Annotated in this window: 12 protein-coding genes; 11 read left to right on the top strand and 1 reads right to left on the bottom strand. The window is 66.5% G+C overall.

Annotated elements, in window-relative coordinates:
* The first annotated feature begins 7 nt into the window (after nucleotides 1-7).
* The 11 genes from flgL to flaF all read left to right on the top strand — a co-directional run bounded on the left by flgL (nucleotide 8) and on the right by flaF (nucleotide 14,138).
* Nucleotides 8-928: a flagellar hook-associated protein FlgL gene (gene flgL / locus JFN91_RS15870; RefSeq protein ID WP_199390172.1), complete on the top strand. Its 921-nt coding sequence runs from the start codon at nucleotides 8-10 to the stop codon at nucleotides 926-928.
* Between the two features lie 160 nt (nucleotides 929-1,088).
* The gene (locus tag JFN91_RS15865; protein ID WP_199390171.1) at nucleotides 1,089-1,346 is read left to right on the top strand and encodes a flagellar FlbD family protein; all 258 of its coding nucleotides are present in this window, start codon (nucleotides 1,089-1,091) and stop codon (nucleotides 1,344-1,346) included.
* 39 nt (nucleotides 1,347-1,385) lie between these two features.
* Nucleotides 1,386-2,150, top strand: a complete 765-nt coding sequence (locus JFN91_RS15860) for a flagellar motor protein (RefSeq protein WP_199390170.1) — start codon at nucleotides 1,386-1,388, stop codon at nucleotides 2,148-2,150.
* On the top strand, nucleotides 2,151-2,924 hold the full coding sequence (locus tag JFN91_RS15855; RefSeq protein ID WP_199390169.1) for an OmpA family protein: 774 nt from the start codon (nucleotides 2,151-2,153) through the stop codon (nucleotides 2,922-2,924).
* Nucleotides 2,925-3,159: 235 nt separating this feature from the next.
* Complete coding sequence (locus JFN91_RS15850; protein WP_199390168.1) at nucleotides 3,160-4,212, top strand: glycosyltransferase; 1,053 nt, start codon at nucleotides 3,160-3,162, stop codon at nucleotides 4,210-4,212.
* Nucleotides 4,205-8,551: a tetratricopeptide repeat protein gene (locus JFN91_RS15845; RefSeq protein ID WP_199390167.1), complete on the top strand. Its 4,347-nt coding sequence runs from the start codon at nucleotides 4,205-4,207 to the stop codon at nucleotides 8,549-8,551. The genes JFN91_RS15850 and JFN91_RS15845 overlap by 8 nt, the downstream gene beginning before the upstream one ends.
* Nucleotides 8,552-8,554: 3 nt before the next feature.
* The gene (locus JFN91_RS15840; RefSeq protein WP_199390166.1) at nucleotides 8,555-11,524 is read left to right on the top strand and encodes a tetratricopeptide repeat protein; all 2,970 of its coding nucleotides are present in this window, start codon (nucleotides 8,555-8,557) and stop codon (nucleotides 11,522-11,524) included.
* Between the two features lie 218 nt (nucleotides 11,525-11,742).
* On the top strand, nucleotides 11,743-12,561 hold the full coding sequence (locus JFN91_RS15835; RefSeq protein ID WP_199390165.1) for a flagellin N-terminal helical domain-containing protein: 819 nt from the start codon (nucleotides 11,743-11,745) through the stop codon (nucleotides 12,559-12,561).
* Between the two features lie 59 nt (nucleotides 12,562-12,620).
* On the top strand, nucleotides 12,621-13,364 hold the full coding sequence (locus tag JFN91_RS15830) for a hypothetical protein (protein WP_199390164.1): 744 nt from the start codon (nucleotides 12,621-12,623) through the stop codon (nucleotides 13,362-13,364).
* A gap of 5 nt (nucleotides 13,365-13,369) precedes the next feature.
* Nucleotides 13,370-13,759 carry a flagellar biosynthesis repressor FlbT gene (locus JFN91_RS15825; RefSeq protein WP_199390163.1) on the top strand — a complete coding sequence of 130 codons (390 nt, stop codon included), beginning with the start codon at nucleotides 13,370-13,372 and terminating at the stop codon, nucleotides 13,757-13,759.
* The gene (gene flaF / locus JFN91_RS15820) at nucleotides 13,749-14,138 is read left to right on the top strand and encodes a flagellar biosynthesis regulator FlaF (RefSeq protein WP_199390162.1); all 390 of its coding nucleotides are present in this window, start codon (nucleotides 13,749-13,751) and stop codon (nucleotides 14,136-14,138) included. Before JFN91_RS15825 ends, flaF begins: the two co-directional genes overlap by 11 nt.
* Before the next feature lie 247 nt (nucleotides 14,139-14,385).
* Here the strand turns inward: flaF and JFN91_RS15815 are convergent, their stop codons facing one another.
* Complete coding sequence (locus tag JFN91_RS15815) at nucleotides 14,386-16,161, bottom strand: O-linked N-acetylglucosamine transferase, SPINDLY family protein (protein ID WP_199390161.1); 1,776 nt, start codon at nucleotides 16,159-16,161, stop codon at nucleotides 14,386-14,388.

The following is a 16,161-nucleotide window of genomic DNA, read 5'->3' as shown; positions in this document are numbered from 1 at the left end:
AATCGCTATGAGAATCACCCCCGGCATGAGCGCCGACAACGCCATCTACAACCTGCAGCAGGGGCGCACCGCGATCGACCAGCTCCAGGAACAGATCGCCTCGGGCTACAACATCAACCGCCCCAGCGACGATCCCCTTTCCACCAGGCAGCTTCTGGACCTGAAGGAGCAGATCGCCTCGGGGGACCAGTACAGCTCCAACATCACCAAGGCCGAGACGCTCCTGAACGTGACCAATACTTCGCTCACCAGCATGGCAACCCTGATGCAGCAGGTGAAGAAGATCGCCGGCGACATGGTGGCCGGCACCCTGGACGCCGCCGGGACCGCCAGCGCGGTGACCAACCTGACCCAGTTGAAGAGCCAGCTGATCGACATGGGCAACACCCGCCTGGGCGACCAGTACGTCTTCGGTGGCTTCTCCACCAGCCAGCCCTTCAGCTCCACCGGCGTCTTCAGCGGCACCACCGACATCCCGCAGGTGGAGATCGCCCCCAACAGCACCGTGGGCACCACCGTATCCGGCGGCGACCTCCTGCGCGGCGGCAACCCGCCGGCGGCGGTGGGGAGCGGGGCCACCGCGGGGCAGGGTCCGGTGGACATCATCGGTTCCATCGACGCCCTCATCTCCGCGATCGGCAGCAAGAACAGCCAGGGGATCCTGGACGGGGTCAAGAACGTCAAGGCGGGCGCGGACCAGATCACCGTGGCCCAGAGCGACGTCGCGGGGCGCCTGGTGCGCCTGGACAACATGAAGAGCATGATCGCCAACAACCAGAACACGCTGAAGACCGTCTTCGGCGACATCCAGAACGTGGACTACGCCAAGGCCGGGGTGGTGCTTTCCCAGCAGACCACCGCCTTCAACGCGGCGCTGTCGGCCACCTCCAAGCTGAGCCAGCTCTCGCTTTTGGACTACATGAAGTAGGGTTGTCGCGTATCCCCCGCGCCACCAAGGGCCGTGTGAGCTGGCCAGGCTCGCACGGCCTTTTCAATTTCTTTTTTGACGAAGGGCGGTGATAGCGCTAAAGCTTTCGGTGCTGCATCCGAAAAACAAAATTAGCTGCCGCATTCCGCAGGGGGAAGCCATGATCAAGGTGACCACACGAGACGGCTCCGAGATGTACCTGAACCCGGACCTGATAGAGCTCATCACGGAGACCCCGGACACCCACATCACCCTTTCCAACGGCAACCGATACCTGGTACTGGAGCCGGCGCGGGTGGTGATCAGCCGGATCGTCAACTTCAAGGCGCACCTGTTCCGGCACGCCTCGTCGAGCGTGGCCCGGCGCTACCTGCGCAAAAGGGATGCGGAAAGCTACCAACCCAACTGCAGGATATAACCGCTCGCAAGGGAGCGTCTTCTCAATCCGGGAACAGTTATGGATTTATCGACCCTAATCGGAATAGCCCTGGGCCTCTTCGCCGTCTTCGGCGGCGCGGCCCTGGAAGGGCTGCACATGTCGGCGCTGATACAGCCGACGGCGGCCATTATCGTCCTCGGCGGCACCTCGGCGGCGACCATCGTCAGCTTCCCGCTGCCGGTCCTGATGGCCGCGGTGAAGGACCTGAAGAAGGTCTTCATGCCCCCCAAGGAAGACCCCGAGGCGGTGATCAAGAACATCATCAACTACGCGGCCAAGGCTCGCAGAAACGGCCTGATCTCGCTGGAGCAGGAAGCCCAGACGGTGAAGGATTCCTTTACCAAGAAGGGGATTTCGCTGGTGGTCGATGGCATCGACCCGCAGAAGCTCAGGGAGACCATGGAGATCGAGCTGACCTCCTTCGAGTCGCACGGCAAGCACAGCGCCGAGGTCTTCGAGGCTGCCGGCGGCTTTGCCCCCACCATCGGTATCATCGGCGCCGTGCTCGGCCTGATCCACGTCATGAGCAACCTTTCCGACCCCTCCAAGCTCGGGGGCGGCATCGCCGTCGCCTTCGTGGCCACCATCTACGGCCTGATGACCGCCAACATCTTCTGCATCCCCTTCGGCACCAAGCTGAAGATCCGTCTCAAGGAAGAGCTGTTGCAGAAGGAGATGGTCATCGAGGGGCTCATCGCCATCCAGAACGGCGAGAACCCCCACTTCATCGAGCAGAAGCTCAGGGCCTACCTGCATGACGGTGGAGAGAAGAAGGGGAAGTAAATGGCTAAGAAAAAGGCCCAGCACGAAAAAGAACCCAACCACGAGCGCTGGCTGGTATCCTACGCCGACTTCATCACGCTGCTGTTCGCCGTGTTCGTGACGCTCTACGCCATGAGCCAGACCGACAAGAAAAAGGCCGAGGAGGTGCTCGCCTCCATGCGCGAGTCCTTCGGCTACAGCACCACCTCGGCTGGCCAAAAGCCCACCGTCATCGACGCCGGTTCCATGAGCGTCATCCCCTCCATCCACAAGATCACCCAGGCTCCCAAGCGGATGAGCAGCACCAGGACCCGCGGCAGCGAGCAGGACTTCCGGGCCACCAAGGCCTCCATCGAGGCGTACCTGATGAAGGCGGGGGCGCAGAACAAGGTCTCGGTTTCGGTGACCCAGCGTGGCCTGGTGGTGAGTCTGAAGGAAGCAGGGTTCTTCGACAGCGGCAGCGCCACCTTGAAGCAGAGTTCCTTGAGCCTGTTGAAGGACGTGGTGGCCTCCCTGGCCAGCTATTCCAACGCGGTGCGGGTCGAGGGGCACACCGACAACATTCCCATCAGCACCGCCGCGTTCCCGTCCAACTGGGAGCTTTCCACCGCGCGCGCCACCAACGTGCTGCAGTACCTCACCAAGCAGGAAGACTTCGACCCCGCCCGGATCTCCGCCGCCGGCTACGGCGAGTATCGCCCGGTAGCCGACAACAGCGAGGCAGAAGGGCGCGCCCAGAACCGCCGCGTCGACATCGTCCTTCTCTCCGAGCAGAGCGAGCGCAACGAGCCGTAGTCGTAAAAGGGGACTGGCTCCGTCGGGTGCCTGTCCCCTTTGTCCATCCGCCAGGTGCCTGTCCCCTTCGTCCGACTGGTCCGACGTCGGACCGGCTGTCAAACAAATGACCCGCCACCTGCCCTGTTGCGGCAAACCCCACCTTTTTCAACCCTTTAGCCACCCACTGTTCTCTCTGGTACGGTAGTTGCTCACGTGTAGTGGTCGACCCATCACCACTGTGAGGTTTTCATCCATGAGAGTATCCATGCCCAGCGGCTCCATGCATGGCTGGGGCATCGCCGGGACCTACCTGGAGCGCGAGATTGCCCAACTCCCCCCGGTGCCGGGGGTAACGCTGCACTGCATGTCGCAGAACCTCGCCCCGCTGAACCCCGATGCCTGGGACGCCATCAACATCGGCTACTGCTTCTTCGAAAACAGCATCGAGATCCTCAACTTCACCCGCGAAGCCGCACGCAAATGGGATTTCATCGTCGCCGGCTCCAAATGGTGCGAGTACCTGCTGCGCATCGGCGGCGTGAAGAACTGCGGCACCATCCTGCAGGGGGTGGACCCGGAGCGCTTCTACCCGCTGCCGCTCCCCCCGGACGACCGCTTCGTGGTCTTCTCGGGCGGCAAGTTCGAGCTCAGGAAGGGGCAGGACCTGGTCATCGCCGCCATGAAGGTGCTCATGCAGCGACACGGCGACGTCTACCTCTCCTGCAGCTGGGCCAACCAATGGCCCTTTTCGCTGCTCACCATGGAAAGCTCCCCCTTCATCACCTACCGCCACGACGAGGTCGACTTCCTGAGCGTCCCGGGGCGCTGCGCCCTGGAAAACGGGCTCGACCCGGCGCGCACCGTGGTGCACCCGCTGGTGCACAACAATGCCATCAGGGACGTCTTCGCCGGGACGCACGTCGGGCTGTTCCCCAACCGCTGCGAAGGGGGGAACAACATGGTCATGTGCGAGTACATGGCCTGCGGCAGGTCGGTGATCGCCTCGGAGACCAGCGGCCACGCCGACGTGATCAACCCCGCCATCGCCTATCCGCTGACCCGTTACCGTCCCATGGTGGTCACCAGCGGCGGCGTGCAGACCGGCGTCTGGGAGGAGCCGGAGCTGGAAGAGATCATCGAGATGCTGGAACACGTCTACCGCAACCGGCACGAGCTCCCGGGCAAGGGGGCGCTCGCCGCGCAGGAGATGAAGAACCTCACCTGGAGCGGCGCCGCGCGCCAGTTCCACTACGTCGCCACCAAGCTCGCCAACCAGGCGGAGCTCGCCCGGATGCGCAATGCCTAGCGTCCTGACCCGACAGCCCGACCTGGCGCAGGAGTTCGCCCACGCCCTGGAGATGCAGCGCGCCGGGCGTCTGGCCGAGGCGGAGCCGATCTACCGCGCCCTCGCGGCGGCGGGGGGAACCCTCCTCCCGGACGTGCACATCAACCTGGGGGCGCTCCTGGACGACACCGGCCGTCACGAGGAGGCGCTGGCACAGTACCGCGCGGCGCTGGCCTTGCGGGAAGGGGACCCGCTCGCCCTGAACAACATGGGCTCCTCGCTTTTCAAGCTGGGGCGGTTTGCGCAGGCCGCGGAACAGTTCCGGCTGGCACTGGCGCAGGCGCCGGATGCGCCGGAACCCGCCATCGCCCTGGGCGGGGCGCTGCAGCGCTCAGGCGACGTCGACGGGGCCATCGCCGTATTCCGCGACCTGGTGCGGCGCCTCCCCGACTGCGCCGACGCGCACTGGAACCTGGCCCTCGCCCTCCTGCTGGCGGGGGAGTTCCGCGAAGGGTGGGCCGAGTACCAGTGGCGCTGGCAAAGGGACGACTTCACCTCGCCCAGGCGCGGCTTCCAGGCGCCGGCCTGGGACGGCGCCCCGCTTGAGGGCAAACGGATACTGGTGCACGGGGAGCAGGGGTTCGGAGATACCATCCAGTTCGCCCGCTACCTACCCCTGGTCGCTCAAGCTGGCGGCACCGTCATCGCGGAGTGCCAGTCGGCCGCGCTGGTGCCGCTTCTGCGCGGCATGCCCGGTGTCGCCGAGGTCTGCGTCATGGGCGAGCCGCTCCCCGAGTTCGACCTCGAGATCCCCCTGATGTCGCTGCCGCACCTCTTCGATACCACCTTGGAGACCGTCCCCGACCAGGTCCCGTACCTCTCCCCTCCGCCGCAGCGGCTCGGGCTCTGGCAGGCCAAGCTGTCCGCCGATGCCGGTTTCAGGGTGGGGCTGGTCTGGGCCGGCAAGGCGGTCCCCGATCCCTTCCGCTCCTGCTCGCTCCAGGCGCTGGCGCCCTTGTGCGGCATCCCGGGGGCGAGCCTTTACTCGCTGCAGGTGGGGGAGGCGGCGGCCGGACCGGGAGAGTGCCCCGGCCTCATCGATTTCACCGCCGCCATCCGCGATTTCGGCGATACCGCCGCCTTCATCGCCCAACTCGACCTGGTCATCTCTATCGACACCTCGGTGGCACACCTGGCCGGGGCGCTGGGTAAGCCGGTCTGGCTCATGCTCCCCATGGCGGGCGACTACCGCTGGCTGCACCGCCGGGAGGATTCGCCCTGGTATCCGACCATGCGCCTGTTCCGGCAGCAGACGCAGGGGGAGTGGGGCGAGGTGGTCGAGCGGCTGCGTGCCGCGCTTGGCGATGCCGTAGAGGGTTTCCTGGAGCGGCGGCTGGCCGCGCATCCCTTCGACGGGGGGAGCCACTACCTGATGGGGGCCTTCCTGGCTGCCGTCGGCAAGCCGGGCGAGGCGACGGTCCGCTTCACCAAGGCCGCCCAGCTCCTGCCCCGGCAGTGGCAGCCGCACTATGCCCTGGCCCAGGCGCTGCAGCAGCAGGGGCGCTTCTCCGAAGCGCGGCAGAGCCTGGAAGAGGCGCTGGCCCTGGAACCGGGGGTAGCGGAGCTGCACGAGGGGCTGGGGATCGTGAGGCAGGTGCTGGGCGATCTGGACGGGGCGCAACAATGCTACCGCGAGGCCCTGCGGCTCGACCCCGCACTGGTCAAGGCGCGCTATAACCTCGGCACCACCTTGAAGGAGCTCGGGCGTTTTGACGAGGCGCTGCACGAGTTCCGGGAGGCGGTGCGCCTCTCACCCGGTTACGCCGACGCCCATTGGAACCTGGCCGTGCTGCTGCTCATGACCGGGGAGCTTGCCGAGGGGTGGCGCGAGTTTTCCTGGCGCTTCCAGAAGAGCAGCCAGGCGCCGCAACGCCGTTGGCAGCAGGTTCCCCCCTGGGACGGCGCGCCCCTTTCCGGCAGGACCATCCTCCTTTACGGCGAACAGGGGGCGGGGGACACGCTCCAGTTCGTGCGCTACGCACCACTGGTTGCGGCACGCGGCGGCCGCGTCCTGGTCGAGGTACAGTCGCCGGGACTCGTGCCGCTGGTGGCCACCGTTGCCGGCGTCGAGGGGGTCTTCGCCTGCGGCGACACCCTGCCCCCCTTCGAGCTGCAGGTGTCGCTCATGGACCTCCCCGCCATCTTCGGGACCGACCTCGCCGGCATCCCCGCGCAGGTCCCCTACCTGCGGCCGGACCCGACGCGCGTGGCGGCCTGCGCAGCCCGCTTCCCCGAGGATCGGACCTTGAAGGTGGGCCTGGCCTGGCAGGGGAACCCGGGGCACCCCAACGACCAGAACCGCTCGCTCCCCACGGAGATGCTGGCAGCGCTCGCCGGGGTTGCCGGGGCCGGGGTGAGCTTCTATTCCCTGCAACTGGGCGCCCGCGGCGACCTCGCCGCCATCCTGCCGGTCACCGACCTGGCCCCCGCCATCGGCGACTACGCCGATACCGCGGCGCTTGCCAGCCGGCTCGACCTGGTGCTTTCCGCCGACACCTCGGTGGCGCACCTGTGCGGGGCGCTGGGTCTGCCGGTATGGCTCCTGGTCCCCTTCGTGCCGGACTGGCGCTGGCTCACCGACCGCGAGGATTCGCCCTGGTATCCGACCATGCGCCTGTTCCGGCAAAGTACGCCGGGGGACTGGAATGGCGTGCTGCAGCGGGTGCTACGGGAGCTGGGCATGCTTCTGGCGCAGAGAGCCGGCAGAGAAGAGGCGCCGGCCGCCGACCCGATGTGGCTGGCCGAGCGCTACAACGACGAGGGGTGCACCCTCGACGGGGCGGGGAGGCAGGCGGAGGCGATTGAGCGCTACCGTAAGGCCATCGAGCTCTGTCCCGGCCTGGTGGCACCGCACTACAACATGGGCAACAGCCTCTATACGCTGGGGCGGCTCGCCGAGTCGGCCGACTGCTACCGGCGCGCCCTGGCCGTGCAACCGGACCTGGCGCAGGCCTGGCACAACCTGGCGCTGGCCCTGAAGGACCAGGGTGAGTACGAGGAGGCGCTGCAGGCCCTGCAACGGGCGGTCGCGGTCGCCCCGGACTACCTGGAGGCCCGGCACAACCTGGGTGAGCTGCACGACGCCATGGGAGAGCTGGACCAGGCCGAGGCCACCTTCCGCTCCATCCTGGCCGACGACCCCGGCTACCTCCCCTCCTGGAACGCGCTCGGCATCACGCTCCAGGGACGGGGGCGCCTGGAAGAAGCGGTGGAGTGCTACCGCCGGGCGCTGGGCATGAAACCGGACTACCTGCACGCCCTCAACAACCTGGGCTCGGCAAGCCGCGCCCTGAACGATGTGGCGACCGCCGTCGACTGCTACCGCAAGGTGCTCGCCCTTGATCCCGGCTACGCCGACGCCCGCTGGAACCTCGCCCTGGTGCAACTGCAGCTCGGGGAGTACCGCGAGGGATGGCAGGGCTACGAACAGCGCTTCGACAAGGTGGATCCTATCCCGCGCCTGGAGCTGCCCCGGCCGCTTTGGGACGGCTCTCCTCTTTCCGGCAAAACCATCCTGCTCCACGCCGAGCAGGGCTTCGGCGACACCTTCCAGTTCGTGCGCTACGCGCCGGTGCTGGCGGCCCAGGGGGCGACGGTGCTGGTGCAGTGCCAGGCGAAACCGATAGCACCGGTGCTGACCACGGTGCCCGGTGTCGCGCGGGTGCTGGTGCGCGGGGAGCCTCTGCCGGAGTTCGATTGCCACGCGCCGCTCATGAGCCTGCCGCACCTGTGCGGCACGGTGGTCGACACCATCCCGGCCGACATCCCGTATTTCGCCGCCGATCCCGCCTTGGTGCGGCGCTGGAAGGGCGCGCTGCCGGGCGGTGGGTTGCGGGTCGGGCTGGTCTGGGCGGGGAGGAAAACCTACAAGGACGACCTGAAACGCTCGCTCACCCTGGCGCTCTTCGCGCCGCTGGCGCAGGTTGCCGGCGCCCGCTTCTGCGCGCTCCAGGTGGGGGACGGCGCGGAACAGGCTGCCACCCCGCCGCCGGGGATGGAACTCACCGACTTGGGCGCCGGGATCAAGAGCTTCGCCGACACCGCCGCCATCCTGACCCAGCTCGACCTGGTCATCTCGGCGGACACCGCGGTGGCGCACCTGGCCGGAGGTCTGGGCGTGCCGGTCTGGGTGCTGCTCCCGATGGCCTGCGACTGGCGCTGGCTCATGGAGCGCGAGGATTCCCCCTGGTATCCGACCGCCCGCCTGTTCCGCCAGCGCCGGCGCGGCGACTGGGGCGAGGTGCTGGAGCGGGTGGCGAGGCAGCTGGAACTGCTGGTGCGAAACAAAGGAGAACGATAGTCGATGCAAAGCCGCGATGAACTGAAGCGCGCCCTGGCGGAAAACCGCGTCGAGCGGGCGGACGAGTTGTGCCGGGAACTCTTGCGGGAGACGCCGGACGACGTCGACCTGCTCACCCTTGCCGGCGCCCTGGCCCGTCTTCTGGGACGGCCGGAACAGGCCTTCGAGGCCTTCTCCCGGGCCGTGGCCCTCGACCCGGCGCAGGCCGAGCTGCACAACAACCTGGGCGTGGTGCTGGAGGACCAGGGGCGGCTGGAGGAGGCGCAGCAGCGCTACCGCGCCGCGCTGGAGCTCAGGCCCGACTACCCGGAGGCCATGGGCAACCTGGGCAACGTGCTGTTGAAGCTTGGGGAGCTGGATGCGGCGGTAGCACGTTTCTGCGACGCCATCGCCCTCGATCCCGGCTACGGCAACGCCTACTACCACCTCGGCCATGCCCTGCGCGCCCAGGGGGAGTGGCAGGGGGCGGCGCAGTGCTACCGGAAGGTGGTCGAACTGCAGCCCGACCACCTGAAGGGATGGGTGAACCTGGGGGGCTCGCTGCTCGCGCTGAACCAGTTCGATGACGCGCTGGCCGCGTTGCGCGAGGCCCTGGCGCTCGATCCCGACAGCGTCGATGCGCACTGGAACCTGGCCCTGGCCCTGCTCGCCCTGGGGGAGTACCGGGAGGGGTGGCGCGAGTACCAGTGGCGCCTGCAGGACCCGGCCGGCGCTTTCGACACCAGTTTCATGGGGCGGCAGATGTGGGACGGTTCCCCGCTGGCCGGCCGCACCCTCCTGATACGCGCCGAGCAGGGCTTCGGCGACGCCATCCAGTTTTTCCGCTACGCGCAGCTCTTGGCGCGCCAGGGCGAGCAGGTGGTGCTCGAGTGCCGCCGCGAACTGCTGCCGCTCTTCGCCGCCCAGGGAGGCGGGATCGCCCTTGTTGCCGCCGGTGAAGCACCTCCCCCCTTCGACACCTACGCCTACCTCCTGAGCCTGCCGCACCTTTTGGGCACCACCCTTAAGACCATCCCGCCGCAGGACCCGCCGATCACCGCCGACGCCGCGCTGAGCGCACAGTGGCGCGCAAAGGTGGCGCCGGGGACGGGGCTCAGGGTGGGGGTGGTCTGGGCCGGCAGCGCCGGGTACAAGCGCGACCGCTACCGCTCACTCGCGGCGCAGGCCCTGGTCCCCCTGGCCTCGCTGCCGGGGGTGACCCTGTACAACCTGCAGCTGGGCGCGGCGGCCGAGGACCTGGCCGCATTGGCCGGGGCAGGGGCTTTCGTCGACCTGACCGCGGACCTCGAAGATTTCGCGCACACCGCCGCCCTAATCGACAACCTCGACCTGGTGGTCGCGGTGGACACCGCCGTCGCGCATCTCGCTGCGGCCATGGCGAAGCCGGTGCAGCTCATGCTCCCCTTCTCCTGCGACTGGCGCTGGCTCCACGGCCGTTCCGACTCCCCCTGGTATCCGGGCGTCGCCCTGCACCGCCAGCCGGAACCGGGACAGTGGCAGCCGGTGATCGAGGCGGTGGCGCACGGCATCGCACCGCTCCCCGGGGCGGCGCTCGAGGACCCGAACCAGCTGTTCCGGGAGGCGAACCGCCTGAGGGGGGAGGGAGATCTCTCCGGCGCCGTCGCGCTCTATCGCGCCCTGCTGCACCGGCTCCCTGAGTGCGCCGAGGTCTACAACAACCTGGGGCTCGCGCTGCAGGACCAGGGGCTTTTGATGGAGGCGGAGTCGAGCTACCGGCGCGCCATGGAGCTCAAACCCGACCTCGCCGACGCCTACAACAACCTGGGGACGCTCCTGGTCGGCCGCGCCGACCACGACGCCGCCGAGCCGCTGTTTCGGCGCGCCGTCGAGCTCAATCCCGGCTACCTTCCCGCCTACGTGAACCTGGGCGCCTGCCTGCAGGTGCTGGAGGATCCGGCGCAGGCGGTCGAGCTGTACCGTCACGCCATCGCGCTCGATCCCGGCTACCTGGAGGCGCGCATCAACCTCGGCACCGCCTACCAGGATCTCATGCAGCCGCAGCAGGCCATAGCGTCCTACCGGGAACTGCTGCGCCTGGCGCCCGAGCACCCGGAGGCGCACTGGAACCTCGCCCTGAGCCTGCTGTCCGTGGGTGAGTACGAAGAGGGGTGGCGCGAGTACCAGTGGCGCCTGGCGGGGTGCGAGCCGGAACTGTCCGTGCCGCTCTGGCGCGGCGAGGAGCTTGGCGGGCGCACCATCCTGTTGCAGTGCGAACAGGGGCTGGGCGACACGCTCCAGTTCATCCGTTACGCGCCGCTGGTGGCGCAGCGGGGAGGGCGGGTGGTGGTGCGCTGCCAGATCCCGGCGCTGAAGCCCCTCCTGGCGCGAGTCCCCGGCGTGGCGGCGGTGTGCGGGCCCGACGAGCTGCCGCCGTGCGACTGCCAGGTCCAGCTCATTTCCCTCCCCTACCTGTTCGGCACCACGCTGGCAAAGATGCCTCCCTGGCGCCCCTACCTCTTTGCCGAGGAGCGGCGCGCCGCGCTCTGGAGCCTCATGCTGGAGGAGAGGGCGACCCTAAAGGTCGGGCTGGTCTGGCGCGGCGGGCCGCTGCCCAGAAACCGCGCCTGCCCGTTTCAGCATTTCGCCGCTCTTGCCGATATGCCTGGTGTGCTCTTTTATTCCCTGCAACTGGGCGAGGCCCCGGACCCCGGGCTCCTCCCCGCCGTCGACCTCGCGCCGCAGATCAACGACTTCGGGGACAGCGCCGCCATCCTGGCCGGGCTCGACCTGCTCATCACCGTGGACACGGCGGCGGCGCACCTGGCCGGCGGCATGGGGATGCCGGTCTGGCTCCTTTTGCCCTACTCCTGCGACTGGCGCTGGTTCGCCGAGCGCGAGGACTCACCCTGGTATCCCGCCATGCGCATCTTCCGGCAGGGGCGCCCCGGCGACTGGCCCGGCGTCATGCGCCGGATCCGCGCCGCCCTGGAAGGGAGGTTGAGCTGCCAATAATTTGACAAAAATAATCGTAAGGTGGTGCTTTTCCGTTAAAGTTTTGGGCCCGCCGTGTCGATATTCTTTACAAACGCGCAGGACGCGCCGGCGATGAGGGGGTGAAATTCATCAGTTACTCGCCGTAGGGCAGGATGCCCGATACCGAAGAAGACAGCATCGACACGGTTTTCAACCCGGCAAGAATGCCGGCAAACACCCAGAAAAGGAGAAGTACCATGGCAACTAGCGACATCTCTCTCACCGCAGGCATGAGGACCAACCTTCTCAACCTCCAATCGACCAGCAAGCTGCTGAACAGGACCCAGGAAAGGCTCTCTTCCGGCAAGCAGGTCAACAGCGCGCTCGACAACCCGACCAACTACTTTGCAGCGCAGAACGCAAACCAGCGCGCCAGCGACCTCGCTGACCGCAAGGACGGCATGTCCGAGGCGGTTCAGACCGTATCGGCCGCCAACGCAGGTATCACCGCCATCACCGGCCTGATCAACGCAGCAAAAGGTATCGCACAATCCGCCCTCTCCACCAGCGACACCTCGACCAGGTCCAAACTGGCGACCCAGTACGACACCATCCGCAGCCAGGTGAACAACATCTCCTCTGACTCCGGATACCGCGGCCTGAACCTGCTGAGCTCCACCAACACCCTGACCGTCAACTTCAACGAAGATGCCAGCTCCAGCCTCGACGTCGTCGGCTTCCTGGCCAGCGCAAGCGGCCTCAGCCTCAGCGGCGCCAGCGGCGCATGGGCTGCCAACTCCGACATCACCACCGACACGGCGAAGATGGATACGGCGATCTCGACCCTCAGGTCCAACACCCAGACCCTGGCGGCGAACCTGAACATCATCACCACCCGTCAGAACTTCACCGACTCGATGATCAACACGCTGCAGACCGGTGCGGACAACCTGACCCTGGCCGACATGAACCAGGAAGGCGCCAACATGCTGATGCTGCAGACCCGTCAGAGCTTGGGTACCACCTCGCTCTCGATGTCCTCGCAGGCAGCACAGGCAGTCCTCAGACTGTTCTAACCCTAGCTTTGCGGAGCGGGGTAACCCGCTCCGCAATCCCTCTTCAAGGGGGGTAGCGTATGTTAATCGATCGACTGCAACCCGAGAGCGTTCCAGTCCCCACTTCCTCTTCCCAACTCACCTCCCTCTCCAGCTCTGCCCAAAATCCCCCGACCGAAAAGCAAAAGCCCGAAGACCCCGCCATCACCGACCAGGTGCTCTTTTCCGTGCAGGGAGACCGCAAGCTGGCGGACATCCGTCTGCAAAACGAGCGGCAAAACAGCGCCGCTGCATCCATCAGGGAGACCGACAAGGCGGCCCAGGAATTGGGTCAAAAGATTGACAAGATGAAGGAACCTCTGGAAACGATAGTTAAAAATTTTCCTCCCTTCGCACCGCAAGACAAGGAAAGGATGAAGCTTTTGAGAGCCTACACGGCCCTCCGCAAGGAGATCGATCAGCTCACCTTCCCTCCTCCTCCCTCCGTTGTCGAGGCCCGCAAGCAGGTGCCCCTTCCGGAGCCGCTCGCTATGAATGCGGACGACAGTCAAATTGCTGACCACGTGGACAAACTTGACGCGGCGGCGCAGTCGCTGACGGCGCTGCGCAGCGACATTGCCGCGGCCACCGCCTCCTTTGTTGCCGACGGGCGTTTCGCCCGCATTTTCTCGGCTCCTAAGGGTGCGGAAAGCTTGGTTTCTCAGCCGGTCGCCACCGAATCGCACGCGGCGCAAAAAAGTGCCGAGATTGGCCAGCAATTTGCAGAATCGGTTACTCAGGGGGTGGCGCAACAGCACCCTCAATTCCTGAAAGGGTTGAGTTAACCGATATGTCCCTGAAAATTACTTTGAAGAGCAACGAGCGGCTCATCGTGGGCGGCGCCGTGGTCAGAAACGGCGGCAAAGGGACGGTTCTCTTTATCGAGAACACGGTCCCCATACTGCGCGAAAAGGACATCCTGGGCGAGAAGGACATCACCACGCCCTGCAAGAGGGTCTACTTCACCATCCAGCTCATGTATATCGACGAGCCCAACGTCCCGAAGTACGTCAAGGCGTACTCGGAACTGGCGACCGAGATACTGAAGGCGGCCCCGAGCACCAGGACCTACATCGAGCAATTGAACGAACGGATAGAGGGCGGGAACTACTACCAGGCACTCAAACTTGCCAAAACTCTCATCGAGTACGAAGAGGAGCTACTGAAAAATGCAAACTAACAACGCGATCAAGGAGTACGTCGGTATCCAGAAGGAGAGCATGTCGGGACGCGAGCTCGAAGCCTCCGTGCTGACCAAGGCGGGGCTTATGCTCAAGGCCGTCCAGGAAAACTGGGATGCCCCGGACCGCGAAGCCAAGCTGCTGGAGGCGATAAAGTACAACCAGAAGGTCTGGAGCTTCTTCCAGGCCGAGCTGACCGAGCCCAACCACCCGATGCCGAAGAAGCTGCGGGAGGACCTCCTGAACCTGAGCCTGTTCGTGGACAAGAGGTTCTTCGAGGTGATGGCTTTCCCGGCTGCGGAGAAGCTCTCCATCGTGGTCGACATCAACTTCAACATCGCCGCCGGCTTGAGGACCAATCCCGAGAACGCGGGTTAGTCGTCGCAGAAATCAGCTGCTCTTCGAGGGGGATTGCCGCACGGTGGTCCCCCTCGATGACGTTTGCCGCGCCGCTCACCGCCATTACCCTGCCCAACCAAGAACTTCAAAACATCTAAAAAAAGCAAACCGTTGGCCACGGAGAAAATCTGAGGAAATCTGAGAAAGCCAAAAAGCACAAGCTTTAGGGTGAAACCAATACCTTAGGTTCTCTCAGTAGGTCTCTAACGCTCTCAGCGGCTGATTTTCATGGCCTGCGCGACGTCGCCCAAAGCTCAGCCAGCGCCGTTTCCAGCTCCCTCGTAACGCCGGCCGCGTCCAGAAGCGGCGAGCGCCGCATTCTCTCCCGGGCACCCGCCCGGAACTCCCGCAGCGTCTCCCGGTCGTGCGCCACCTGCCGCGCCATGTCGACAAAGGCCGCCTCGCTTTTCGTGACCAGGTCGGCCAGGCCGCAGTTGGTGAGCAGGCTCGCGCCGGTGCGCGAACAGTGGCGGTCGCCGGAGAAGGAGATCACCGGGACCCCCATCCAGAGTGCCTCGCAGGTCGTGGTGGTGCCGTTGTAGGGGAAGGTGTCCAGGCCTATGTCCACGCGCTGGTACTGCTCCAGGTGCTCACGGGTGCCGGGTTGCCCCTGGTCCAGATCGATGCGCTCCGCCGCCACCCCCTGCTCCCGGAACTGGTCCAGTATGCGGCGGCGCACCCCCTGGTCCGCCAGCGGCTTCGCCTTCAGGAGCAGGCGCGAATCCTTCACGGCGTGCAGCACGCGGCTCCAGAGCGCGATCACCTCCGGCGTGACCTTGGCGAGGTTGTTGAACGAGCCGAAGGTGATGTGCCCGTTCTGGGAAGAGGGGGGCGGGGCGAGCTCCGGCGCCTCGGCGGGGGGGTGGTAGCAGCAGAAGGTGCGCGGCAGCCGCAGCAGCCATTCGCTGTGCAGGCGGTCGTCGGTCCCGGGGGGATCGGCCAGCGCATCGGTGATGCGGTAGTCCATCTCCTTCAGGCCGGTGGTGTCGGGGTAGCCGATCCATGTGACCTGGATCGGGGCGGGGCGGTGGCAGAAGACGGGGAGCCGGCTGCCGGCGGTGTGTCCGGCCAGGTCGATGAGGATGTCGATGCCGTCGCCGGCAATGAGGGCGGCGGCGTTGTGGTCGGCCATACCGTGAATGTCGCGCCACTGATCGCACAGCCCCTGCAGGCGCGCCGTGGTGGCGTCGGGAGTGGCCACGTTGGCGTAGCAGAAGATCTCGAAACGGTCGCGGTCGTGCTGCGCGAGCACCGGCTCGATGAAGCTCGCCACGGCGTGGCCCCGGAAGTCGGGGGAGAGGTAGCCGACCCTGATGCGCCCGCCGGGATGGGGGCGGGACAGTTCCTGCCGGTGCGCCGGGCGGAAGGGGCGACTGCGCGCCGCCTTGAGATGCTCGGCGTAGATCGCGCGCCTGGTGAACTGCGGCGCGTAGTGCAGGGCGAAAAGGAGGTTCTGGCGGGCGTCCAGGTGGTCCGGGTCGAGGCGCAGCGTCTCCCGGTAGGCCGCCACCGCGTCCAGGCTCCGCCCCTGCGCGTGCAGCACGTTGGCTAGGTTGTAGGTGAGACGCAGCGAGCCGGGGTCGAGCCGGACCCCTTCGCGCAGCAGCGCCTCCGCCTCGGTAAAACGGAGTGCCTCCTTCAAAAGGAGGGCGAGGTTGATGCGCGCCTCGCCGAAGCCGGGCTCGATACGCAGCGCCTCCGCGAAAGCCGCCGCCGCCCGCTCGAGTTGACCCAGCTGCCGCAGTGCGCCCCCCAGGGCGTTGAGCGCCTTGGTGTTCTCCGGCTCCAACCCCAGGGTCCGGGCCAAGAGGTCGGCCGCCTCCTGCGCCTGGCCGTCCTCCCCCTTGAGCACGGCCAACAGGTAACAGGCCGCGGCGACGGGAGGCTCCTGCCGCACCAGCTCATCGAGCCGGGCGCGCGCCTCCTCCTGCATCCCCTTGCGCAGCAGCAACTCGACGTACTTGAGCTGTGCCTGCCCCTGTGGCGAGTGCTCGGCGGTCAT

Source organism: Geomonas anaerohicana (assembly GCF_016458305.1).
Classification (GTDB): domain Bacteria; phylum Desulfobacterota; class Desulfuromonadia; order Geobacterales; family Geobacteraceae; genus Geomonas; species Geomonas anaerohicana.
This window is presented reverse-complemented; position numbering and strand designations above follow the sequence as displayed.

Bases quoted from the DNA above. Each gene is read 5' to 3' on its own strand.
- JFN91_RS15840 (WP_199390166.1), top strand. From the start codon at position 8,555: ATGCAAAGCCGCGATGAACTGAAGCGCGCCCTGGCGGAAAACCGCGTC.
- JFN91_RS15845 (WP_199390167.1), top strand. From the start codon at position 4,205: ATGCCTAGCGTCCTGACCCGACAGCCCGACCTGGCGCAGGAGTTCGCC.
- JFN91_RS15835 (WP_199390165.1), top strand. From the start codon at position 11,743: ATGGCAACTAGCGACATCTCTCTCACCGCAGGCATGAGGACCAACCTT.
- JFN91_RS15860 (WP_199390170.1), top strand. From the start codon at position 1,386: ATGGATTTATCGACCCTAATCGGAATAGCCCTGGGCCTCTTCGCCGTC.
- JFN91_RS15855 (WP_199390169.1), top strand. From the start codon at position 2,151: ATGGCTAAGAAAAAGGCCCAGCACGAAAAAGAACCCAACCACGAGCGC.
- flaF (WP_199390162.1), top strand. From the start codon at position 13,749: ATGCAAACTAACAACGCGATCAAGGAGTACGTCGGTATCCAGAAGGAG.
- JFN91_RS15815 (WP_199390161.1), bottom strand. From the start codon at position 16,161: ATGACCGCCGAGCACTCGCCACAGGGGCAGGCACAGCTCAAGTACGTC.
- JFN91_RS15850 (WP_199390168.1), top strand. From the start codon at position 3,160: ATGAGAGTATCCATGCCCAGCGGCTCCATGCATGGCTGGGGCATCGCC.
- JFN91_RS15865 (WP_199390171.1), top strand. From the start codon at position 1,089: ATGATCAAGGTGACCACACGAGACGGCTCCGAGATGTACCTGAACCCG.
- JFN91_RS15830 (WP_199390164.1), top strand. From the start codon at position 12,621: ATGTTAATCGATCGACTGCAACCCGAGAGCGTTCCAGTCCCCACTTCC.
- JFN91_RS15825 (WP_199390163.1), top strand. From the start codon at position 13,370: ATGTCCCTGAAAATTACTTTGAAGAGCAACGAGCGGCTCATCGTGGGC.
- flgL (WP_199390172.1), top strand. From the start codon at position 8: ATGAGAATCACCCCCGGCATGAGCGCCGACAACGCCATCTACAACCTG.